Raw genomic sequence first — 20,917 nt, 5'->3', positions numbered from 1 at the left:
GGTCAGGCGGCGATGAGAGCTGCGGTGGACAGGGCCGAGACCGGCGCATCGATACTGCGGCTCGCGAGGCCACCGAGCATTTCGTCCGCGCTCATGCGGAAGAAACACAACAGTTGCGACGACGAAGCGAGCTTGTCGGTTTGCGCCGGCGAGAGGTTCAGAAGCGTATCGGCGATTTCCGCCGACAGGCCGAGATGCGCCTGCGCAGCTTCCCGGTCGGAGGCCAACACACGCCGCGCGAGCGTCAAGTAAGACAGGTTCAACTCGCGGATGGACGAAAGGTCTGGGCTGGCGTGTGTCATGGCTGGCGTACCGAGGTAACTGTGACCGTGTTGAGCGTCTTGGGGCGCCGTGACTCACAGCGCCAAGCAATTGTCTGGCTATTCGCAGCGATCTGCAACAAAAAGTTACAGTGGCAAACGTTCGCGAAGGGCCGTTTCTCGGTTGCAAACGTTATCTGCTGAGGATTTGCCTCGGGCTCGACGCTTCGCTAATCGTATGAAATTCGATGCGTTGCCGAGTCGCGCGTCACAACTTCGATTCACTTGCGTCTATATAGCGTTTTATTCTAATAACTGCGACTACGCAGTCATCGGCAATATTTGCGTCGTTACGGTTTTACCGCGGCTATTACACGACAGTGTTACCACCGCTTACGCTACTCGTAACAATGTGCTTGCAGCGGGTTCAGAGTCCTCGCCCGGAAAACGCTCGACCGAAAACCGAAGCCGCCGACGACTGCAGGGCCGAGAAGTTGTCATACGGTCGAATGTGCCGCTAGTCGTGTGAATCGATCTCCGTCTCATGGGAATCCGCGAGCGACGATCATCATCGCTGCCCTAGCGCGCTTAGACCGGAGCGCGGCTTGCCTAACGGAACGGTGCTTGCTCACCCGTTGTCGGACCATAGGGAGACGACCATGCCGGACCAGCGAAGGCCGGGCGCGAACCATGAAGCAGGCGGTGCAACGCCCCGCCGAGCGCCTTTCGCGCCACGCTATAAAGAAGACAAACGGGCTCACGCGGCCACGCATTCCCTAGAGAACTTTCAACCGGAGCACGGCGACCAGCCGGTCGAATGAGCATCATGCGCGAGATTCGGATAAAGACTTCGTTAGCATCGGCTGCGCTTCTCCTGCTTGCCGGGTGCGTCGCGGGCAGCATGCCTCCTCCGGGCCGGCATCTCACGGACACGGAATGCCGCGATCTGGCCGCGCTCAGGAAGAACGCGGGCCCGACGACGATGGCACAGCATCAAGTGGAACTCGGGGCGTTGCGCAAGGCCGGCTACGACCCGTCTCCCTTCTACGACGATCCTTACTACCCCTACGATTTGCAGCAGGCTCAACGCCTCGTCGACTATTGGTTCCAGACGGAATGCCCGCCCGTTCTGGCGCAGTGACGACGGCCGCCCGACGCGGCGTCGCAATTCCATAAGAGCACATGCTCGCGGGGAATCCAAAGCGCCGCGGGAACTGGAGAACGTATGGCGCAACAAGACAACGGCGTAGACAAGCGCCCACGCATCGCGCTCGCGCTGCAAGGCGGCGGCGCGATCGGCGCCTTTCAGGCGGGCGTTCTGGAGGCATTGCACGACGCGAACATCGAGATCGACGCGTGCTGCGGATCGTCGATCGGCGCCATCAACGCCGCGATCTTCTTCGGCAACGCGCCGGAGAATCGCATCGATCGGCTGAGGCAGTTCTACCATCGCGTGTCGGTTCCGGGCACGACGCTGCGCGACCGGATGGCGTCGTTGATCGGAGGGCTGGCATTCGCGAACGACGACTTTCGCCGCATGCTCGCCGAAGCCGACCAGAGTTACGCGATCAGCGCGGGCCTGCCGGGTTTCTTCACCCGACGTCTTGCGGTGCCCTGGACGACCGGCAGCAAAGCGCCCGAACTCGCGAGCATCATGGATATGCGCCCGCTCTACCAGACGCTCGCGAGCCTCTGCGATTTCGACGCGCTCAAGCGCAGCGCGACGCATGTCAGTGTCATCGCTGCGAACGTCGCGACCGGCGAGCCGCATTACTTCGACAATCGCAGTGACGGTCTAGAAGCACCGATGATCGTCGCGTCAGGCTCGCTGCCCCCGTGGTTCGCAGCCGTGCAGATCGGCGACGCGTGGTACTGGGACGGCTCCCTCGTATCGGCCGCGCCGCTGCAACGTATCGTCGATACGGCGCCTGCGGAGGTCGAGACGGTCATCTTCCGTGCGGACTTATGGACGCCGGAGGGCCCGGTGCCGGACAATCTGACCGACGCCGAGATCCGGCAGAAGAACATCGAGCATGGCAGTCGCGCGGCTGCCTTCCATCGGGCGTTCGACGAATCGCAGCGCCTGAGGGCCCTTCTCGCCCATGCGCTCGAATGTATCCCGGCGGCGCAACGTCAATCCGATCCGGAACTGATGAATGCAGCGGCGCTTGCCGGCGCGCGGCCGGTCCGCATCGTCCCGGTCGATTACGCGTTTTCCCAGCGCGAATCGCACTTCAAGGACGGACAGTTCACCGCAGCGGCGATCGAAACGCACTGGGCTCACGGGCGAGAGGCAGCGCAAGCAGCGCTCGCCGGTATCGATAAGCGCGACTGAAGCCGCGTCACTACATCGACGATTCGACAAGCGCGATTTGCCGAAACGCCAAGGCGTTCGTCCGCTCGCCGGCTGAGATGACGCCTTACGCGTGCACCCGAAACGGCGGCAGCGGCATCTCGTCGCCCTCTAGGAAAGCGGTCGCGCACCGGACGGCGAAGTTGATGGCGCCCTCTTCGTTGGCGAACATCCCTAGCTTTCCCAGCGATGTGGCGTGGCCGTCTTCTTCGAGCACTGCGACAGAGGCCACGAAGCCGTTGCCGGCCTGGGTGATACGCGGCTCGAAGGCCGCGCCGCGGTGATAGATGATCATGTTCGTCTCTCTCAGGTTCGGTCCAGTCAGTCCACGGCTTGTCCTCGAAGAAGCCGTGCCGTTCACTGCCTGAACGTCTTTGTAATAAGGGCCAGCGGAAGACCGTTTGCGGCCGCCGTCTAACCTTTGTCAAACCGTGAGAAGAATAATAAACCGTCGCCTCGATCGCACCGGTTTTAACAAACAGTAACGTATCTGCAATGAGCTCTTAAGATAGATGATTGGAAGCGGGTTCCGAATGCTGCGCGAAAAGACAAAGCCCCGACCAACGTTCGATGGCCGGGGCTTGTGGTTACGACGGTATTGCGATGGAAACAACGACTGCCTTAACGGCTTGCGCCTCGAGACTGCTCCCTTAGTACTGCGCGACTCTGAACCGCTACTGCGACAACCGCTGCATCCGGTAAGTTAAGGGTAGGCCGGTTCGCTCGGTACGTTCGTTTCGCGATTCATGGCGCTTGATTGCTCGCCATGGAAAGCAGTGTATGCGTCATCGGACAGTGAGTATCCGATGAAAAAGCGGTGAAAACGCTGTCTTCCCGGCCGAATGCTTTTCCGTTCGCTGCCGATAAGGTCGGCGGCCGGCGCCCGGACGTGAGCACCCGTTGTTTATGACGCACGCAGCGGCAACTGCGTGACCGGACGCGCCCGCGCAGTCGTCGGATTTTCGCGGCGCCGTCATAAATCTTCGTTCTAATACGGCTCGTCGCGGTTTCGCCCATCAGTGGGACCGTCGATTGCGAGGCTCTACCGCCGCGACAAATCGGACACCGCGTGATGCCATGCGGTTAGAGCCGGCCAACCAAGGACAATACAAGCGATGAACATTGCAATGAAGTGCATAGTGACGACTGCCCTCGCATGGGGCCTATCCACCGCTGCGCTCGCTCAGGGCAATGCCGGCGGCATACCCGGCGGTAACGGCGCTGGCCGCGGCGGTGTCGGCGTCGGCACGCCGAACGGCAACGGCGAAACCGGCACGCCTGCGGGCCCCACGGGAAAACACTCGACGCTTCATCTGAAGCACCGCCATCACAAGCACAAGCAGACGTATTGATCGGCTGACGGCAGCTTGCCGCTTCGCCTCCGCGGCGCTCGCATGAAGCGTTGAGGTATCGGCAACGGGCGATGGTCTCGCCCGCCGTGCTCGGTTCATCGGTCAGCGCGGCTGGCCGCACGCGCGCAGTTCCGCGCCGACGCGTGCCGCGAAGTGTCGATGCTTTGCATCGGTCGGCTAGCGGCATCAAAGGCTGCGCCGCCCGCGGTCGACAGACCGCTATCGTTCGACATCACCAATTCCCCCGCGCGCACCGAGCATCGCCCAGCTTCCGATGGCGAGCCGCCTCCGCGCGCTCGCGCAGCTCGGGCGACCGTACCCGCCCGCCGCGCCGACGCGTCGCTCCATGCCGCGACAGTCGCCTTCCACGCCGCGAGCCACACGTCTTCCGACCACGCACGATCTCTGCTTCTCCGAAAGCGGAGGTGTCTCATGCGCGACATTGTGCTTTTCGACCTCGACGGGACCATCGGGCTGATTCAACACCGGGTCCACCACATCAGCGGAAAACGGCGCAACTGGCCGGCTTTCTTCGCCGCATGTGGCGACGATCTCCCGAACGTGCCGGTGATCGAAACCCTGCATACGCACGCGGTCCGGCATCGCATCTGGATCGCGTCGGGCCGCAGCGACGAGGTGCGCGCCGAGACGGAAGCGTGGCTGGATCTGCACGTGGGGATGCAGCACATCGACACGCTGCTGATGCGTCGCGCCGGAGACCGGCAGGCCGACGACCGGCTCAAGCGCGGATGGCTGCACAACGGCTCCATCCCGCGCGAAAGCGTCTTGTGCGTCTACGATGACCGGCAGCGAGTGGTCGATATGTGGCGATCCGAAGGCCTTGCATGCTTTCAAGTGGCCCCGGGAGACTTCTGATCACGAACAAGCGGCTGCCGACGTCCAAACGTTCTGCTGTGCAAGAGCATGAACTCAAGAACTGCCGACAATTGCCGTATTCCGATTGTCGCTCGGCGTCGATGCCGGCCACACCGAGGATTCGCAGTGCAAACATCGCTCATTCATCTGCCATCGACGTCGAAGGACCGCCTCGCAGCGGCCGTGACCGCCGCCATCGCACTCGTCGGCGCTTTCATGGTATGGCCGTACGCCAGGCAGCCCGGCCCGGTCGTCGTTCCCTTTCTGCCGATCTTCGCGACCTGGGTCACCTTAACGGAAGGTCTCACCGCCTTTCTGCTGTGGACGCAGTACCGCATCTCCGGGCGTCTTCTGTTCGCGACGCTCAGCGGTGCGTACGCGTTCGTCAGCCTGATTGCGGCCGTCCAGTTGCTCGTCTTTCCCGGCGTTTTTTCGCCGGGCGGCCTGCTGGGCGCCGGTGCGCAAACGGCCGTCTGGATCTGGGTCTTCTGGCATGGCGGCTTTCCTGCCCTCGTCACCGTGTCGCTGGCTGCGCGCTCCTGCGCGCCGAGCGGGCGCAATCGCGCGCCGGGACACGTGGCTCTCTTCGGCGCGCTCGCGCTCGCCTTCGCTTGCGCGGCGCTGGCCATCATGGGTAAAGACATCTTGCCGGTCGTGGTGGCGTCGGGCGGCTCGTATTCGGGCCTGTCGAGCAGTCCCGCTGCTTTGATCGTCGAGGCAACGTGTCTCGCGGCGCTCGGCCTGCATGTCTCGACCACCCGGCTGCGCTCGCTGATGGACCTGTGGCTCGCCGTCGCGTTGCTGGCGGCGCTGATCGACGTGACGCTCACGCTGTCTGCCGGCGCGCGCTACAGCGTCGGCTGGTACGCGGCCCGGGTCGCCTCGATGTTGTCGTCCAGCGCGGTTCTCGGGATGCTGATCTACGAGACAAGCGGGCTGTACCGCAAGCTCACCGATGCGCATGTGAAGCTGATCGAGAGTTCCGCGCGCGACGGGCTGACGGGCGTTTTCAACCGCGCCTATTTCGACGAGCGGTACAGCCACGAGCACACGCTCGCCGCCTCGTCCGGCTATTCGCTTTGCGTGCTGCTGATCGACGTCGACAACTTCAAGGCGTACAACGACACATTCGGGCACCTGGCCGGCGATGATTGCCTGAGGAACGTCGCTCACGCGCTGACCGCGACGCTGACGCGCACCGGCGGCTTCGTTGCCCGATACGGCGGCGAGGAATTCGTCGTGGTGCTGCCGGCTTGCGACGCGGCGGCGAGTCTCGCGGTCGCCGAGAAGCTCCGCGCAGCCGTCGAGCAGGCAGCGTTGCCCGCGCCGAGGGCGGGCGCAGTGGTCACTATCTCCGTCGGTCACGCGTGCCGGGACGCCGCCTCGCGGCAGACGGCGAAGGCGCTGCTCGAAGCTGCCGACGCGGCGCTGTACGCGGCGAAGGCAGGCGGCAGGAACCGCGTCGCCAGCGCACGTCTCGATAAGCCGAGTGGCAGCCTCGTTCGACAGACTTCGGCGTCCTGAGCGGGACGCGCCTTCTGGCGATCTCTGAGGAACCGTCGCGATCCGTCGATTCATCGAACGACACGCCGGAGCCTACTCGCGCATAACCGCTCCCTGGGGCTCATGCGCCCGGCATCACGCGTCCGCAAGCCGCTCCCGCGCTGCGAGATCTTCCAGCGCGACGAATGCGCTTTCTAAACAGCCTGCTGCCGAATCTCGGCGCGGCATCTTCGTCGATGCTTCCCGCCCTTCGACACTGACAGTCCCTCTCCGGCGCGAAGACACGTTCTACTAACCCGCGGTGACGGCGCTCTCGATCGCGAGATTGAGCTGCGCCACATCCACCGGCTTCGTGAAGTGATAGTCGAAGCCGGCGTCCGCGGTGCGCGCGCGGTCCTGGGGCTGCCCCCATCCGGTGATCGCGATGAGCGTGACGTTCGTCGTCGACGGTCTCGACCTGATGCATTGTGCAACCTCGATCCCGCTCATGCCCGGCAAGCCGAGGTCGAGCAAGATCACTTCGGGCGTGTAGTGGCTCAGTATGTCGACCGCCTCCTCGCCGGAGTAGACGGTCCGCACTTCGTGTCCTTCGAGTTCGAGGAGCGCGGTGAGCGCGTCGGCCGCATCGACGTTGTCATCCACGACGAGAATGCGATGCTTCTCGATCTCGGCGGCAACGGCGGGCATGTCGCGCGCCGGTGCGGGCGGCGGCACGACGCGGCACTGCGCCGGAAGATGAACGGAGAAGCAGCTTCCCTGATCCTTGCCGGCGCTCGTTGCGGTCAGCCTGCCTCCGTGCAGTTCGATCAGCGATTTCGACAGCGCGAGTCCGATGCCGAGGCCGCCCTGCCGATGATGATCGCGATGCACTTGCGAGAACATCGAGAAGATGGCCGACAGCTTGTCGGGATCGATACCGATGCCGTTGTCCGCGACCGACAGCACGATCTCGGCGTCGTCTGCCTTCGCCGTCAGTTCGATGCGCCCGCCGGAAGGCGTGTATTTCGCGGCGTTCGTCAACAGATTGGCCAATACCTGCGCGATTCGAAGGCGGTCCGCCTCGATGTGCAACGGCCGCGATGGCAGCTTGACGACAAGCTCATGCCCTTTGCCCTCCAGCATCGGCCGTGCGGTGTCCACGGCGTCCTCGACGACATCCCTCAGCGCCACGGGTTCCTTGCGAAGCGTCAGCGCGCCGCGCGTGATGCGCGACACGTCGAGCAGGTCGTCCAGCAAGAGCGCCATGGCGGCCGACTGTCGGCGCAGCACCGTGATGCACCACTTGCGGCGCTCGTCGGTCAGGTGAGGCTGTTCCAGAATCTCGGCGACCTGCCGGATGGGAGCCAGCGGGTTGCGCAACTCGTGAGCAAGCGTGGCAAGGAATTCGTCCTTGCGCCGGTCTGCTTCGGAAAGGGCCTGCTCGGCGCGCACGCGCGGCGTCACGTCGCCGAACCAGGCGACCACCGATCCGTCGAGCGAAGCGGCCACGACGTGGAACCACTGCTCGCCGTGCTCTCCGTGAACGCGTATGTCGAAGGCATCGCGGCCCTCGCCTTCCGCCAACGGCGCGAGCCGCTTCAGGAGCACGTCGGCGTCCCAACCGTGCGGACGCACGTACGTCGTGGAAGTGCCGATGACCACCGCCGTCGCCCGATTGAACAAGTGCGCGGCCGCATCGTTGAGGTAGTCCCACCGAAGTTCGGTCACGCGGCCGTTATGCACGACCGGCGTGAGGATGAAGAACGGCACGCCCGCGCTATTGAGCGCCACGTCGAACCGGTGCCGCGCATCGCGTTCGAGCTGCAACAGGCGCTCGGCCGTCTCCTGCGAAGCGGCTTCTGCCCTGCCCGCCCGTCGCGCGACCTTGGCTAACTGCTGGCCCGAGGCGACGAGAAGTGCGCCGACCACGACGAAAGCCAGCAGCACGATCTGGTCGCCGTGCGCCTCGACACCCAGTCTGCCGACAGGCTTCATCCACAATGCGCCGTACGCCGTGCCGACGGCCAGAAGGATCACACCCGACCAGCCGCCGAACAGCACCGTGAGCAAAGGAAGCGACGCGCTGATGAGAAGAAATGTCAGCCGCCCGTGGGCCACCAAGGTGAGAACCTGCTGCGCCACCAGAATAGCGGCGGTGGACGCGATCCCGAACAGCAGGCGCTTGCCCGGCGGATACTGCGCGATTCGAACAATCATGGTCGGCAACTCGTCTGTCTGGTTGAACCTTTCGCCTGCATTATGCATTCCTCCTATCTTTGCGTAATGCGAATCTTTTCGAGGCCGGCGAAGCCCATGCATGCGCTGAGATTCCCGCAGCGCAAGCGACGCTCGCCGCGCGCGCGTACGCGGTTTGCTGGCGTCCAGTCATCGTCTCATCCGCCCGCAAGAGGTACACATGAAACTGCAAGGGAAAACGGCGCTTGTCACGGGAAGCGACTCGGGCATCGGTCAGGCCATCGCGACGCTTTTCGCGGAACAAGGCGCGGACGTCGCGGTCATCTATCACACCGACCGCGCGGGCGCCGACCAGACGGCAGCGAAGATCGCCTCCTTCGGCCGACGTGCGGTCGTGCTGCCAGGCGACGTGGGCGACCCCGCGTGCGTCAAGCGCATGTTCAGCGAAGTGACGGCGCAGTTGGGGCGCCTCGACATTCTGGTGAACAACGCAGGCGTGGGCGCGGGCGGCGCGGAAGTGGCCGAGCTCGACGACGCCCAACTGGAAACCGTCATCCGCACCGATCTGTTCGGGCCGCTCTACTGCTGCCGCGAGTTCGTGAAGCTGCGGCGCGAGGCGGGCGGCGGCGGACGCATCGTCACCATTTCGTCGGTCGCGCAGCATTTGCCGACGCCGGAAAGCGCGCCGTACGGCATGGCCAAGGCCGCGCTCGGCTCGCTCACGCGCAGCCTGTCGCGCGAAGTCGCCGACGACAAGATCAACGTGAACAACATCGCGCCCGGACTCATCCAGACGCCGATGACGCAAGAGCGCCTAAACGACGCGGACGCTCGCGAAAAGTCGATGTCGGTGATTCCGTGGCATCGTCCGGGGCAGCCGGAAGAGATCGCGCGTCTCGCGCTCTTTCTCGCATCCGACGACGGCGACTACGTGACCGGACAGACATGGACCATCGACGGCGGCTTGTCGATGCAATGGGGCGGCGCATGAAGAAGGACGACGTGCTCGCGCTTTTCGAGAAGCTCAGGGACGACACCGACGCGTTCTTCGCGCACGTCGCCGATGACGTGGACTGGACGGTGATGGGCACGCATCCGCTCGCGGGCCGCTATCGCGGCAAGAAGTCGTTCCTCGAACATACGTTCGCGCGTCTCGCGAAGGCGCTGCCCGATGGCGCGAAGCTGACGGTCACGCACGCGCTCGTCGATGGCGATACGGCCGCCGTCGAACTGCATTCGGATGTGCGTGCGGCGAACGGCATGCACTTCGACAATCGCTACTGCTGGGTGTGCCGTTTCGAGGAAGGGTCGATCGTCGAGGTGCGCGCGTATCTCGATAGCGCGATGGTGACCGAACTGCTGCGGCAAAATCCGGCCTGAGCGATGCACCCACGCGGCTTACGCGTCGACGGTCTCGCGTTCGTGAACCGGCGCGGCGCGACGCGCATCGCCGGACCAGCAGGCCGTTTTCACTCCGATCTCCTCCGATACGAACGCGCCGCCGCCCGTCGCGCGATAGTGCGCGAGCGCCTTATAGACGAGCCTTTGTCCGAGCAGAACGATCGGCACGTTGAGCAGCACCATCACGAAATTCATCAGGTCCGAAAGCGCCCAGAGGTTCGGCAGTTCGAGCCCGGCCAGCACCGTCAATGCGCCGAACGGCACGAATACCAGCGAGCCGACCACGCGAATGCCGGTAATGAACGCGCGGCTGCGCGAGATGAAGTTCGCCGAGATCTCGGCAAACGAGATCATGCCGAGCAGCGTGGTGAAAGCGAAAAGCCCGTAGCACACGCACATGACGATCTTGATCGCATGCGCGGCCCAGAGCGGCACGAGGGCCTGCACCGAAGCGAGATAGACCGTGATCTTCGAGGCGCGCACGGTTTCCCATGCCTGACCGTCGACGGTTCCGGTCCACACATGCGCCATCACGACGATAAAGCCGGTCATCGTGCAGATCACCATCGTGTCGAAGAACACGCCGAGGCTTTGCACGAAGCCTTGTTCGCACGGATGCGCGTTGTCGGCGATGGCCGCCGCCATCGTAATGGTGCCCTGCCCCGCCTCGTTGGACATGAGGCCGCGCTTCACGCCCTGCGCGAGCGCCGTGCCGATCGCGCCGCCGAAGAGCGCGTGCGGCGCGAACGCGCCCACGACGACCTCGTGAAAGAAGTAAGGCACGAGCGGCAGATTGATCAGGATGATGACGAGCGACATCGCGCAAAAGAGCGCGGCCTTGATCGGCACCAGCACGTCCGTATAAGCCGTGACGCGCCTGATGCCGCCCATGATGATGAACGCGCACGCGATCACGAGCGTCGCCGCGATGCCGTAGTACGCCGTGGATTGCCGCGCGAGATGAACGCCGGCGACAGTATCGGCAATGGTGCCCATCGCCGTGAACACGTTGAACGTTTGCGGCGGCACGTTGAATAAGGCATAGACGATGAACACGAGCGACAAGAACGTGCCCACGATGCGCCGTCCGCCGAGCACGCGCCGCCCGTAGAACGGCAAGCCGCCGACGAACTCGTCGCCGTTCTTCTCCTTGAACAACTGGGCGAGCACGGATTCCATGAAGGCCGTCGCCATGCCGAAGAAGGCGGCGACCCACATCCAGAACAGCGCGCCGGGACCGCCGACCGAAATGGCGCCCGTAATGCCGACGATGTTGCCCGGCCCGGCGCGCATCGCCAGTCCGAGCATGAATGAAGCCATCGCGCTCACGCCCGTTCTGGACGACTGCCTGCGCTGCATGATGCGCACGATCTTGCCCATGTTCATCGTTTGAACGAAGCGCGTGCGGATGCTGAAGTGGATGCCTACGCCGACCAGCAGCAGAATCGCGAACGGAAACCGGCCGAGCACCGGAATGCGCGAATAGGCCGCGAAGTTGGTCGGAAAATCCCAAAGAAAATCGGAAATGGGCGCGATGAACGCAAAGAACGCGTTGACGGATTGGAAAAGGTCTTCCACGCGGGCTTTCCTTCTGTTTTCTGTTGCTTCGAGCTGTTCAGGGCAGCAGATCGATTGATTGAACCGGATTCGCTGGGATCAGGCGCTGTCGCAGGTGCGTGCGCACGTGCGCCCGCCGTGGCGGGCGGCCATTATACGGTGCCGGCTGCCCGCGCTTCGGGCGCATCGCGAAGAGGACTGCGCGCGCCGTCTGCGCGGCGCGGCGATGGCGGCCTCGGGTTCGTGCGCTTGGTCAGTCGGTGGGACGCGTCGGAGTGCGCGCCTTCGCGCCAGCCCGCCTTGCGGCGAAAGTCGCCGCCGTTTCGGCCGGCGCGAGAACCCTTCAGGAATCCTTCGATACTGCCTGGAGGAAATCGAAGTCACAGCCCGCATCGGCCTGCAACACATGCTCCTGATACAGCTTCTGATAGCCGCGCAGCACGCGCTTCGGCGGCTTGACATCGGCTGCGCGGCGCGCGAGTTCGGCTTCATCGACGAGCAGGTCGATACGCCTTTCGCGCACGGAAAGCCGGATGCGGTCGCCGTTGCGCACGAGCCCGATGGGCCCCGCGAGCGCGGCTTCCGGCGTGACATGCAGCACGATGGTTCCATACGCCGTGCCGCTCATGCGCGCATCCGAAATGCGCAGCATGTCCTTCACGCCTTTTTGCGCGAGCTTCTTCGGAATCGGCAGATAGCCCGCTTCGGGCATGCCCGTGCCGCTCGCGGGACCGGCGTTTTGCAGCACGAGAATGTCGTCGGCCTCGACGTCGAGCGCGGGATCGTCGATGCGCGCGGCCAGGTCTTCGAGCGAATCGAAGACCACGGCGCGGCCCTCTTTCTCGAAGAGCGACTTGTCGGCGGCGGAACGCTTGAGGATCGCGCCGCGCGGCGCGAGCGAGCCGAACAACGCGACGAGCCCGCCTTGCGGTTCGACGGGGTCCGAAAGCTCGCGCACGATGCGATGATCGACCCACGCCTCGCGCTCGGCCGCGATGCGCTCGCCGAGCGTTTCGCCGGTGACGGTCATCGCGTCGAGATGCAGCTTCGGCGCGAGTTCGCGCAGCACCGCCGTCATGCCGCCGGCAGCGAAGAAGTCTTCCATGTAGTGCTCGCCGGTCGGCTTCAGGTTGACGAGCACCGGCGTGTCGTCGGAGAGGACGTTCAGCCGTTCGAGCGACACCGGAATGCCGAGCCTCCCCGCGACGGCGGTCAAGTGAATGATCGCGTTGGTCGACCCGCCGATGGCCAGCAGCACGCGCAGCGCGTTTTCAACGGACTTCTCCGTGATGATCTGGCTCGGGCGCAGCGGCGCGCGAATCAGCTGCACGGCGCGCGCGCCGCTCGCTTCGGCGGCGCGAATGCGGTCGGCATGGACTGCGGGAATCGCGGCGGTGCCCGGCAGCGACATGCCGAGCGTCTCCGCGATGCACGCCATGGTGCTCGCCGTGCCCATCACGGCGCAGGTGCCGGCGGTGGTCGCGAGCCGCCCTTCGATCTCATCGATCTCCTGCTCGCCGATTTCGCCTGCGCGGAACTTGCCCCAGAAGCGGCGGCAGTCGGTGCACGCGCCGAGGCGCTCGCCCTGATGACGGCCCGTCATCATCGGTCCGACGACGAGTTGCACGGCGGGGATATCGGCGGCGGCGGCGCCCATCAGTTGCGCGGGCACGGTCTTGTCGCAGCCGCCGATCAGTACCACGGAGTCCATCGGCTGCGCGCGCAACATTTCCTCGACGTCCATGCTCATGAGATTGCGGAACATCATCGAGGTCGGATTGAGGAAGACTTCGCCGAGCGAGATGGTCGGAAAGTCGATTGGCAGACCGCCCGCTGCGAGCACGCCGCGCTTGACCGCTTCGACCAGCTCCGGCATGCCGCGATGGCAATTGTTGAAGCCCGATCCGCTCGATGCGATGCCGACGATCGGCTTTGTCAGCATGTTCGACGTGTAGCCCATCGAGCGGGCGAAGGAGCGGCGCAGGTAGAGGGCGAAGCCACGGTCACCGTAGTTGGTCAGGCCTTTGGACAGGCCTTCAGTCTTTTTTTCTGGCATTTGGTTGGGTGTCTCCGGTTTCTTTCTGTCTGCTGTTGGGGCGGTTGCATTGTGATTCTATGGAACTTGTTGTCGTGTCGGTCTATTTGCGTTGCCCCTCCCCGGGGCGGGGGTCACTTTCTTGGCTGTCGACCAGAGTAGGCGCTTCAGCGCCGTACTCTGGTCCCATGCAAAGAAAGTAACCAAAGAAAGCAGCTTTTTTGGCCCACAGCACTAGTAGAGTGGCCACTTCGCAATCAGTCCGTGGCGCTCCGTTAATAAACCGCCCTGGAGCACCTTCCACGCCCACTATCACCACGTCCTCCGAGCCCCTTGGCTCGATAAAACCATCGGGGATCGCGCTCTGTCGCTCGCTCGTCGCGCGGCCATGCATCTGCGATTTGACGAAGAGCGGCATGCAAGCGAAACGCGGCGGTCTCCCTGCTGCGTTCCGAAAGCCGCCGCACCCCTCGCATCGATGTGGTAGCCTTCGCCGACCATCGAACGAATGCCCGAGGTAGCCGTCCTGCGCGGCAACACTCGGCACGAACCGCACGACCGCCTCCGCCGTCCGCCTGCCGCACGACAACTGCGAGCCGGCTTGCTTCTTGCAGTTCCAGTAGCGGACATCGCCCATCTCGTCGATCATCAGAAGCAATCACATGCCAGACAACATCTTGACGCCACAACGGGGGCGCATTCAATCCGGGATCGAGGGAATCGACGATATTCTGGGCGGCGGCCTCACGCCGCATCGCATGTATCTGGTCGAAGGCGCACCGGGCGCAGGTAAAACCACCCTCGCCTTGCAGTTTTTACTCAAGGGCGCCGAGGTCGGCGAGCCGGGGCTCTACATCACGTTGTCCGAGACGCGCGACGAACTGGTCGCCGTCGCCGAAAGCCACGGCTGGGACACAGGCCGCTTCACCATCATCGAACTATTGTCGGACGAAGGACTCGATCCCGCCTACGAGCAGACCGTGCTGCATCCCGCCGAAGTCGAACTCGGCGAGACCGTGCGCAACGTGATCGCCAAAGTCGATGAACTCAAGCCCGCCCGCCTCGTCTTCGACAGCCTGTCTGAGTTGCGCTTGTTGTCGCAGAATTCGCTGCGCTATCGCCGCCAGATTCTGGCGCTCAAGCGCTATTTCGCCACGCGCGCCTGCACCGTCCTGCTGCTCGACGACAACACGTCCGAGACCGGCGACTTGCAACTTCACAGCATCGCGCACGGCGTCGTCAGCCTCGACAACCTCGTGCACGACTACGGCGGCGAGCGCCGGCGCATACGAATCGCGAAAATGCGCGGCATTCGTTTCCGCGAAGGTTTTCACGACATGACGCTGAAGACAGGCGGCATCGAGGTGTATCCGCGTCTCGTCGCGGCCGAGCATCACGCGGAGTTTTCGTCGGATTGGCTCAGCACGGGAACGCGTGAGCTGGATGCGCTCATGGGCGGCGGCCTCGTGCCCGGCACCAACACGTTGATCGTGGGTCCCTCCGGCGTCGGCAAGACGACGACGGTCGCCTCGTGCCTGCTCGCCGCGCTCGAACGCGGACAGCCATGCGTCTACTATCTCTTCGACGAGACGCTCGCCACGCTCCTGCACCGCTCGACGAGCCTCGGCATCGACCTGAGACCGCACCTCGACAGCGGCCTGCTGACGCTGCGCCAGATCGATCCCGCCGAAATTTCGCCCGGCGAATTCACGAGCGACGTGCGCAGGAGCGTGGAGCAGGACGGCGCGCGCTTCGTCGCCATCGACAGCCTGAACGCGTATCTGCAGGCCATGCCCGGCGAGCGTTATCTGCTGCTGCAGATGCACGAGCTGCTCACGTATCTGAACCAGCGCGGCGTCATCACCATGCTGGTGCTGGGGCAGCACGGGATCATCGGCGAAATACAGAGCGATATCGATATCAGCTATCTCAGCGACGTCGTGCTGCTCTTTCGCTATTTCGAACGTCAGGGCGAAGTGCTCACCGCCGTGACCGCCGTCAAGAGCCGCACCAACGGCCACGAGCGCTCGATCCGGCAGTTCCGGCTCGACAGGAACGGCTTGAACGTGGGCGAGGCGCTGCGCGATTTCGAGGGCGTTCTGAGCGGCCTGCCGACTTACCGGGGCGATACCGCCATGCTCGCGCCTTCGCAGGGCGGGCCGGCCTCGCCACGGGAATAACGCGATGGAACGTCGGGTACTCATCGTTGCGCCTTTCGGCCGCGACGCCGAGGTCATCGTCGATGTCCTCAAGACGGAGGGCCGGGAGTGCTTCGTCTGCGCCAACTCGCGCGCGCTCGTGACGGAGCTGGACCGCGGCGCTGCCGTCGTCATCGTCACCGAAGAATCGCTGCTGGACGACGGCGCAATGGCGCTTGCCGCGTGGATCGAACAGCAGCCCGCATGGTCGGATTTCCCGATCGTGCTGCTGTCCGGGCGGATGCCGGGCAGGCGTTCCGCGAAGAGCATCGAGATGCTGGAGCGGCTCGGCAATGTGCTGGTGCTCGAACGGCCGCTGAACTCCGAGACCTTGCGCCGCGCTGTGGCGTCGTCGCTGCGGGCGCGCGCCCGGCAGTACGATGCGCGCAGGCACCTCGCCGAGTCCGAGCAGCATCTCATCGACCGGGTCAAGGCGCAGGAAGCGCTCGAACGGCTCAACGAATCGCTCGAAAGCCGCATCGCGGAACGCACGCACGAACTCGCGTCGGCGAACAACCGCCTGATGCGCGAGATCCACGAGCGCGCCAAGGTGCAGGCCGTGCTCGTGCAGTCGCAGAAGATGGAAGCGCTCGGGCAGTTGACCGGCGGCATCGCGCACGACTTCAACAACCTGCTGAACGTAATCATGGCCAACGCGGAACTGCTCGCGCGCATCAGCAAGGACGAGCGCGTGCTCAAGATGGCCGCGACCACCAAGCGCGCGACCGAGCGGGGCGCGAAGCTGACGGCGCAGTTGCTGACGTTTTCGCGCACCAGCAATCTGGACTTGAAAGCGGTGAACGTGGCCGCGCTGCTGCACGGCATCCGCGACATCATTTCGATCTCGCTCGGCTCGACCATCGCGCTGTCCATCACCACCACTTCCGACGATCTCTGGACGCAAGCCGACGCGAACCAGCTCGAACTGGCGATACTCAATCTCGCGATCAACGCGCGCGACGCGATGCCGAACGGCGGCCGCCTGGCGATTCACGCCGAAGAACGGCCGAGCGTCGACGGAGCGCTCGCGCCTGGCCGTTACGTCGTCATCAGCGTGACCGATTCCGGCTCGGGCATCGAGCCGGGCGTGCTCTCGCGCGTATTCGATCCCTTCTTCACGACCAAGCCGGTCGGCAAGGGAACCGGCCTGGGTCTCAGTCAGGTGTACGGCATTGCGCGGCAGGCGGGCGGCGTCGCGCGCATCGAAAGCGAAGTGGGCAAGGGCACCACCGTGCAGATGTGGCTGCCGTTCGGCGCGCAGGATCCGTCCGAAGGAGCCTTAGGCGCGGACCCGCGCGACGATACGGCGACGCCGTGCCGCATCCTCGTCATCGAGGACGACGAAGACGTGCGCACGATGATCGTCGATTGTCTCGAAGCGCTCGGCTATCACGTCACGCAGGCGCAGGACGGACCGAGCGGCCTCGCGCGTCTCGATGCCGACAACCCGGACGTGATGATGGTCGATTACGCGATGCCGGGCATGAACGGCATACAGGTGCTCGCGAGCGCCCGCGAATCGCGCCCCGACCTGCCGGTCATCCTCGCGACCGGCTATGCGGATGTCGACGTCACGACCATCACCGACCGGCGCTTTACCGCGCTTCGCAAGCCGTTCCAGCTCGAAGACCTTGCGCGCGCCGTGCGTCTCGCGCTGAAAAGCGCCGAGAAGGCGTGACACGGCGCGGTGGTCTCGCGTCGCACCCGTTGGATCGGCAGCACGTCGTGCGCCGGTGCGCCCTTGCCGCCGGCGCGCGGCAGCGCGGGCCTGTGAGGACTACGCTTCGCCGCCTTCGGCGAGCCGCCCCGCCTCCAGCTCTCGTCGCACGCGCGCCAGTTCTTCGGCGAGCACCGCCTCGTCCGGCAGCATCATGTGATATTCGGCGGCGAGCACCTTGTTCGGCAGGCCGTCGAGCGCGTATTTCGCGACCGCCGCATTGGTCCGCGCGCACAGGATCAGGCCCACCGGCGGGTTCTCGCCCGGCAGCATCCAGTGTTCTTTCGCGTAATTGCAGTACATGTGCATCTGCCCGACATCGGCGTGATTGAGCTCGGTCAGCTTCAGATCGATGATGACAAGACACCGCAGCCGCCGGTGAAAAAACAGCAGGTCCACGCGATACCAGCTATCGCCGATGCGCAGGCGCCGCTGCCGCCCGACGAACGTGAAGTCGCCGCCCAGTTCCAGCAGAAAGTCTTCGAGCCGATGAATCAGGGCGTCCTCGAGCTGGCTCTCCGAGTACTCGTCCTTCAGGTCGAGAAATTCGAGCACGTACGGGTCCTTGATGGCTTCCTCGGGCGTCACGATGTCGCGGCTCTCGGCGATGGCGCCTTTGTCCAGCATCGCCCGCTTGTCGCGCGACATCAGCGTGCGCGAATAGAACTGACTGCCGATCTGCCTGTCCAGTTGCCGCACGCTCCAGCCGCCGCGCAGCGCTTCGGCTTCGTAGAAACGCCGTTCGTCGTCGGAACGCGTGCGCCGCATCAGGTGGACGTAATGCGTCCATGAAAGCGGGAACCGTTCGGCCAGTTGCGCGAGCGTCGAAATCCGAATCGCCGGTTCGGATTTGCCCGCGGACGCGGACGCCGCCGATTTCCGAACCGGCGATTCGGAAATCCCGGCGCTGGCGTACGACTGGTAAAAGAGCCGCATCAGTTCCAGATTGTCGACGCCGAAGCCGCGCCCGAAGCGCTTCGTCAGATCGGCCGAGAGCCGCTGCAACAGCGCCTGGCCGTACGCCGCGCGGCCCGCGCCGCCCTGCTCGAATTCGACGATCCGGTGGCCGATGCGCCAGTACGTCGCCGTCATCAGCGCGTTGATGCTGCGCGCTGCCGCCTGACGGCCCTGTTCGAGCAACGCCAGCACGTCGCCGAGCGTCGCGTCGTAGTCGTCGTCGGGCAGCATCACTTCGTTCATCGTCGTTGTTCCTTTCCCCTGCGAGTTCAGCGCGTTCAAGCAAAGTGTCGCATACGCGCGTGTGTCGCCGAGCGCACATTATTGTCCGATGAATCGCCCTACGCTGTGGCCCTTCAGGCGGATCAGCGTTCGGCGGTCAATGACTCGATATTTCACCTCAAGGCAAGGCGCCATCAAGCGTCTGATGGAGCTCAAGCGGGAGCTCGCGCGGATGAATCGCGCGGCGCCGGCTATCGACGGATGCCGGACGGACGGCATCGAAATAGCGGGCCTCGATCAGGTGTTGCTCGACGTGCGCGCGGGGCGCGTGTGCTGGTACCGGCACTCGGCGGCGCACGAAGACCAGCTCGTATTCATTAGCTGAACCGCGCGGCTCACGTTCGGTTCGTGCGGCGTCTTCGCAGTCTCGTCCGGATCGACGCGCGCATTTCGAGCGATGCCTTTCGTTTGCCAGGATTCGCACAGCGAAAGGCACCCAGCCGGCGCATCGCCTTCTATGTGCGCTGCCGCACAATCCGGCGCGATTCGGCACGTTAGTCTCGACGGCGGTCCACCGCCGTTTCATCGCGAGGCCGCTTTATCGACGGTGCTCCATACCGCCCTTCCCCCGGCCAACCGTGAGAGCCTGCATGCCTACACCGAAAGTCAGCATTCTTCTGCCGATGTACGACGTAGAAGGATGCATCGCGGAATGCGTCCGCTCGATCCTCGCGCAGACGCGCACCGACTTCGAAATCATCGCCGTCGACGATTGCAGTCCCGACCGCTCCGGCGAAGTCGCGCGTGCGCTGCTCGAAGCGCAGGACGTCATTCCGTGGAAAGTCGTGCGCAACGAAAAGAATGTCGGCATTGCCGAGACCCGGCGCATCGCGGTGAGTCACGCGAGCGGCGAGTACGTGCTGTGCGTGGACAGCGACGATTTCGTCGCGCCGAACGCCGTGGAAGTAGTGTGCCGCGAAGCCGACCAGCACGGCGCGGACGTGGTGATCTTCGCGGCGAAGTGCATCGACCCGCAGGGACGCGAGGTCTATCGCGTCAAGACCGGCGACGAGACCATCACCGGACTTCAGGCCGTGGGCCGCATCATGGACCTGAGCTTGCAAGCGTATTGCTGGAACAAGCTCTTCAAGCGCGAGCTGTTCGCCTCCGTCGAGCATCCGGCCGGGCTCATCTACGAAGACATTCTCGTCTGCGTGCAGGCGCTTTCGCGCGCGCGCGTGGTGCGGCTGATTCCCGACGAACTGTACTTCTACGTGAAGCGCGGCAACGGGCTTTCGGTGCGCTTCAATCCGCGTATCGTGGACCTGTTCGAAATCATGGATCGCGTCGAGCGCGACACGCGGGGGCTGCCCATCGACAATGGCAGCAAGCTCTTTTTCCGGCTCAAGTACGTGTATGCCTACCGGAACATCGCGTTCGAGGCCGCGCGCCTCGCGCCCGATTACGCGACGGCCGCCCCGATCCTCGACAGCGTGGCGAGCAAGCTGCGCTTCACGCATGTCGGCAAGATCTACGCGGACAAGCGGCCCAAGTTATCGGTCGCCATGTGTCTTCTGAAGATCCATCCGCGCATCTTCTATCGCTTCGTGCGGCGCTTCAACTGACAGCGCTTGTGGCGCGTGCGCGATTCGCCTCCGCGACGCCCGCACGCACGCGCCGGATCGCCGTCACGAGCGACAAGACGATCAAGACGCGCCACAGTCCCACGCCGGCCGCGCCGACTGCGCCGCCCGCGCCGACCCAGAGCGCGAACGCGCCGAGCACGAAGGCGCGGTCGCTCTTGCCGAACGGTCCGTCGTAGCGCCGGCTCGCGCCCGCAAGCGGACCGGCAAGTCCCGCGCATTCGACGATCACCGCCAAGAGCGCGAAGAGCCAGACATCGGCCGCGCAGAACGCCGGCACCGCGAGAAACGGCAGCGTGAGCGCGACGTCGGAGACCACATCGCCCAGTTCGTTCAGGTACGCGCCGAGCGCGCTCTTCTGGCCGTGCTCGCGCGCCAGCATGCCGTCGATGGCGTTGAGCGCCATGCGCATGAATAGCCAGAGCGGAATCAGCAGAAACAGGGAATGGCGCGGCGAGCCGAACGCCGCGATCGCGCCCACTGCAATTGATCCGCCCGCTGCGGTCAACGTCACCTGATTGGCAGTCACGCCGTGGCGAAAGAGCCAGCCGGTCAGCGGACGCAGAAGATTCTGAAAGCGCGGTTTGAGTGCGTAAAGGCTCATGAGACGCGGTGCATGTCGGAAAAGAGGCGCTACTATCGCGGCCCTTTCCGCACACGTCAAACGA

General features: G+C 64.5%; 18 protein-coding genes. 11 read left to right on the top strand and 7 right to left on the bottom strand.

From position 1 onward, the window contains the following. Window positions 1–2: 2 nt before the first annotated feature. The gene (locus LDZ26_RS24915; protein WP_244851378.1) at window positions 3–248 is read right to left on the bottom strand and encodes a flagellar transcriptional regulator FlhD; all 246 of its coding nucleotides are present in this window, start codon (window positions 246–248) and stop codon (window positions 3–5) included. Between the two features lie 838 nt (window positions 249–1,086). On the opposite strand from LDZ26_RS24915, the gene LDZ26_RS24910 reads away from it, so the two are divergent. Both LDZ26_RS24910 and LDZ26_RS24905 read left to right on the top strand, forming a co-directional pair. Next, window positions 1,087–1,401 (top strand): DUF4148 domain-containing protein, encoded by a 315-nt coding sequence (locus tag LDZ26_RS24910; protein ID WP_244851787.1) that lies wholly within the window; start codon window positions 1,087–1,089, stop codon window positions 1,399–1,401. 84 nt (window positions 1,402–1,485) lie between these two features. Further along, on the top strand, window positions 1,486–2,595 hold the full coding sequence (locus LDZ26_RS24905) for a patatin-like phospholipase family protein (protein ID WP_244851377.1): 1,110 nt from the start codon (window positions 1,486–1,488) through the stop codon (window positions 2,593–2,595). 85 nt (window positions 2,596–2,680) lie between these two features. Here the strand turns inward: LDZ26_RS24905 and LDZ26_RS24900 are convergent, their stop codons facing one another. Continuing rightward, a complete protein-coding gene (locus LDZ26_RS24900; RefSeq protein ID WP_244851376.1) occupies window positions 2,681–2,908 on the bottom strand; it encodes a hypothetical protein in 228 nt (75 codons plus the stop codon). 844 nt (window positions 2,909–3,752) lie between these two features. Between LDZ26_RS24900 and LDZ26_RS24895 the strand changes: the two genes are divergently transcribed. From LDZ26_RS24895 to LDZ26_RS24885, 3 genes are all read left to right on the top strand, one after another. Then, window positions 3,753–3,965 carry a hypothetical protein gene (locus LDZ26_RS24895; protein WP_244851374.1) on the top strand — a complete coding sequence of 71 codons (213 nt, stop codon included), beginning with the start codon at window positions 3,753–3,755 and terminating at the stop codon, window positions 3,963–3,965. Window positions 3,966–4,397: 432 nt separating this feature from the next. Continuing rightward, window positions 4,398–4,841: a hypothetical protein gene (locus LDZ26_RS24890; RefSeq protein WP_244851373.1), complete on the top strand. Its 444-nt coding sequence runs from the start codon at window positions 4,398–4,400 to the stop codon at window positions 4,839–4,841. 126 nt (window positions 4,842–4,967) lie between these two features. Beyond that, window positions 4,968–6,365, top strand: coding sequence for a sensor domain-containing diguanylate cyclase (locus tag LDZ26_RS24885; RefSeq protein WP_244851371.1), 1,398 nt, complete (start codon window positions 4,968–4,970; stop codon window positions 6,363–6,365). A 270-nt stretch (window positions 6,366–6,635) separates the two neighbouring features. Here the strand turns inward: LDZ26_RS24885 and LDZ26_RS24880 are convergent, their stop codons facing one another. Beyond that, window positions 6,636–8,540, bottom strand: a complete 1,905-nt coding sequence (locus LDZ26_RS24880) for an ATP-binding protein (protein WP_244851369.1) — start codon at window positions 8,538–8,540, stop codon at window positions 6,636–6,638. 199 nt (window positions 8,541–8,739) lie between these two features. Here LDZ26_RS24880 and LDZ26_RS24875 point away from each other — a divergent pair, with 199 nt between their 5' ends. Together LDZ26_RS24875 and LDZ26_RS24870 are read left to right on the top strand one after the other, a co-directional pair. After that, on the top strand, window positions 8,740–9,510 hold the full coding sequence (locus LDZ26_RS24875; protein ID WP_244851368.1) for an SDR family NAD(P)-dependent oxidoreductase: 771 nt from the start codon (window positions 8,740–8,742) through the stop codon (window positions 9,508–9,510). Then, window positions 9,507–9,899, top strand: a complete 393-nt coding sequence (locus LDZ26_RS24870; RefSeq protein WP_244851367.1) for a nuclear transport factor 2 family protein — start codon at window positions 9,507–9,509, stop codon at window positions 9,897–9,899. Before LDZ26_RS24875 ends, LDZ26_RS24870 begins: the two co-directional genes overlap by 4 nt. Window positions 9,900–9,917: 18 nt before the next feature. Here the strand turns inward: LDZ26_RS24870 and LDZ26_RS24865 are convergent, their stop codons facing one another. Beyond that, the gene (locus LDZ26_RS24865) at window positions 9,918–11,498 is read right to left on the bottom strand and encodes a sodium:alanine symporter family protein (protein ID WP_244851366.1); all 1,581 of its coding nucleotides are present in this window, start codon (window positions 11,496–11,498) and stop codon (window positions 9,918–9,920) included. Window positions 11,499–11,820: 322 nt separating this feature from the next. Continuing rightward, the gene (locus tag LDZ26_RS24860; protein ID WP_244851365.1) at window positions 11,821–13,533 is read right to left on the bottom strand and encodes an IlvD/Edd family dehydratase; all 1,713 of its coding nucleotides are present in this window, start codon (window positions 13,531–13,533) and stop codon (window positions 11,821–11,823) included. A 641-nt stretch (window positions 13,534–14,174) separates the two neighbouring features. Between LDZ26_RS24860 and LDZ26_RS24855 the strand changes: the two genes are divergently transcribed. Next, window positions 14,175–15,692 (top strand): ATPase domain-containing protein, encoded by a 1,518-nt coding sequence (locus LDZ26_RS24855; RefSeq protein WP_244851363.1) that lies wholly within the window; start codon window positions 14,175–14,177, stop codon window positions 15,690–15,692. 4 nt (window positions 15,693–15,696) lie between these two features. After that, window positions 15,697–17,388: a response regulator gene (locus LDZ26_RS24850; protein WP_244851361.1), complete on the top strand. Its 1,692-nt coding sequence runs from the start codon at window positions 15,697–15,699 to the stop codon at window positions 17,386–17,388. 99 nt (window positions 17,389–17,487) lie between these two features. Here LDZ26_RS24850 and LDZ26_RS24845 read toward each other — a convergent pair whose 3' ends face one another. Next, on the bottom strand, window positions 17,488–18,627 hold the full coding sequence (locus LDZ26_RS24845; protein WP_244851360.1) for a YhcG family protein: 1,140 nt from the start codon (window positions 18,625–18,627) through the stop codon (window positions 17,488–17,490). A gap of 139 nt (window positions 18,628–18,766) precedes the next feature. Here LDZ26_RS24845 and LDZ26_RS24840 point away from each other — a divergent pair, with 139 nt between their 5' ends. Both LDZ26_RS24840 and LDZ26_RS24835 read left to right on the top strand, forming a co-directional pair. Beyond that, window positions 18,767–18,991 carry a hypothetical protein gene (locus LDZ26_RS24840; protein ID WP_175943806.1) on the top strand — a complete coding sequence of 75 codons (225 nt, stop codon included), beginning with the start codon at window positions 18,767–18,769 and terminating at the stop codon, window positions 18,989–18,991. Between the two features lie 265 nt (window positions 18,992–19,256). Continuing rightward, complete coding sequence (locus LDZ26_RS24835) at window positions 19,257–20,231, top strand: glycosyltransferase family 2 protein (RefSeq protein ID WP_244851358.1); 975 nt, start codon at window positions 19,257–19,259, stop codon at window positions 20,229–20,231. On the opposite strand, the gene LDZ26_RS24830 is transcribed toward LDZ26_RS24835, so the two are convergent. Next, the gene (locus tag LDZ26_RS24830) at window positions 20,224–20,853 is read right to left on the bottom strand and encodes a CDP-alcohol phosphatidyltransferase family protein (RefSeq protein WP_244851356.1); all 630 of its coding nucleotides are present in this window, start codon (window positions 20,851–20,853) and stop codon (window positions 20,224–20,226) included. The two genes, LDZ26_RS24835 and LDZ26_RS24830, sit on opposite strands and share 8 nt — an antisense overlap. Window positions 20,854–20,917: the final 64 nt, after the last annotated feature.

The sequence above is a fragment of the Caballeronia sp. SL2Y3 genome, from assembly GCF_022879575.1.
Taxonomy (GTDB): Bacteria; Pseudomonadota; Gammaproteobacteria; order Burkholderiales; family Burkholderiaceae; genus Caballeronia.
This window is presented reverse-complemented; position numbering and strand designations above follow the sequence as displayed.

What these genes read in the sequence shown, in the direction of transcription:
- LDZ26_RS24910 (WP_244851787.1), top strand. Translation starts at nt 1,087, where the DNA reads ATGCGCGAGATTCGGATAAAGACTTCGTTAGCATCGGCTGCGCTTCTC.
- LDZ26_RS24905 (WP_244851377.1), top strand. Translation starts at nt 1,486, where the DNA reads ATGGCGCAACAAGACAACGGCGTAGACAAGCGCCCACGCATCGCGCTC.
- LDZ26_RS24900 (WP_244851376.1), bottom strand. Translation starts at nt 2,908, where the DNA reads ATGATCATCTATCACCGCGGCGCGGCCTTCGAGCCGCGTATCACCCAG.
- LDZ26_RS24890 (WP_244851373.1), top strand. Translation starts at nt 4,398, where the DNA reads ATGCGCGACATTGTGCTTTTCGACCTCGACGGGACCATCGGGCTGATT.
- LDZ26_RS24880 (WP_244851369.1), bottom strand. Translation starts at nt 8,540, where the DNA reads ATGATTGTTCGAATCGCGCAGTATCCGCCGGGCAAGCGCCTGCTGTTC.
- LDZ26_RS24875 (WP_244851368.1), top strand. Translation starts at nt 8,740, where the DNA reads ATGAAACTGCAAGGGAAAACGGCGCTTGTCACGGGAAGCGACTCGGGC.
- LDZ26_RS24870 (WP_244851367.1), top strand. Translation starts at nt 9,507, where the DNA reads ATGAAGAAGGACGACGTGCTCGCGCTTTTCGAGAAGCTCAGGGACGAC.
- LDZ26_RS24860 (WP_244851365.1), bottom strand. Translation starts at nt 13,533, where the DNA reads ATGCCAGAAAAAAAGACTGAAGGCCTGTCCAAAGGCCTGACCAACTAC.
- LDZ26_RS24855 (WP_244851363.1), top strand. Translation starts at nt 14,175, where the DNA reads ATGCCAGACAACATCTTGACGCCACAACGGGGGCGCATTCAATCCGGG.
- LDZ26_RS24850 (WP_244851361.1), top strand. Translation starts at nt 15,697, where the DNA reads ATGGAACGTCGGGTACTCATCGTTGCGCCTTTCGGCCGCGACGCCGAG.
- LDZ26_RS24845 (WP_244851360.1), bottom strand. Translation starts at nt 18,627, where the DNA reads ATGAACGAAGTGATGCTGCCCGACGACGACTACGACGCGACGCTCGGC.
- LDZ26_RS24840 (WP_175943806.1), top strand. Translation starts at nt 18,767, where the DNA reads ATGACTCGATATTTCACCTCAAGGCAAGGCGCCATCAAGCGTCTGATG.
- LDZ26_RS24835 (WP_244851358.1), top strand. Translation starts at nt 19,257, where the DNA reads ATGCCTACACCGAAAGTCAGCATTCTTCTGCCGATGTACGACGTAGAA.
- LDZ26_RS24830 (WP_244851356.1), bottom strand. Translation starts at nt 20,853, where the DNA reads ATGAGCCTTTACGCACTCAAACCGCGCTTTCAGAATCTTCTGCGTCCG.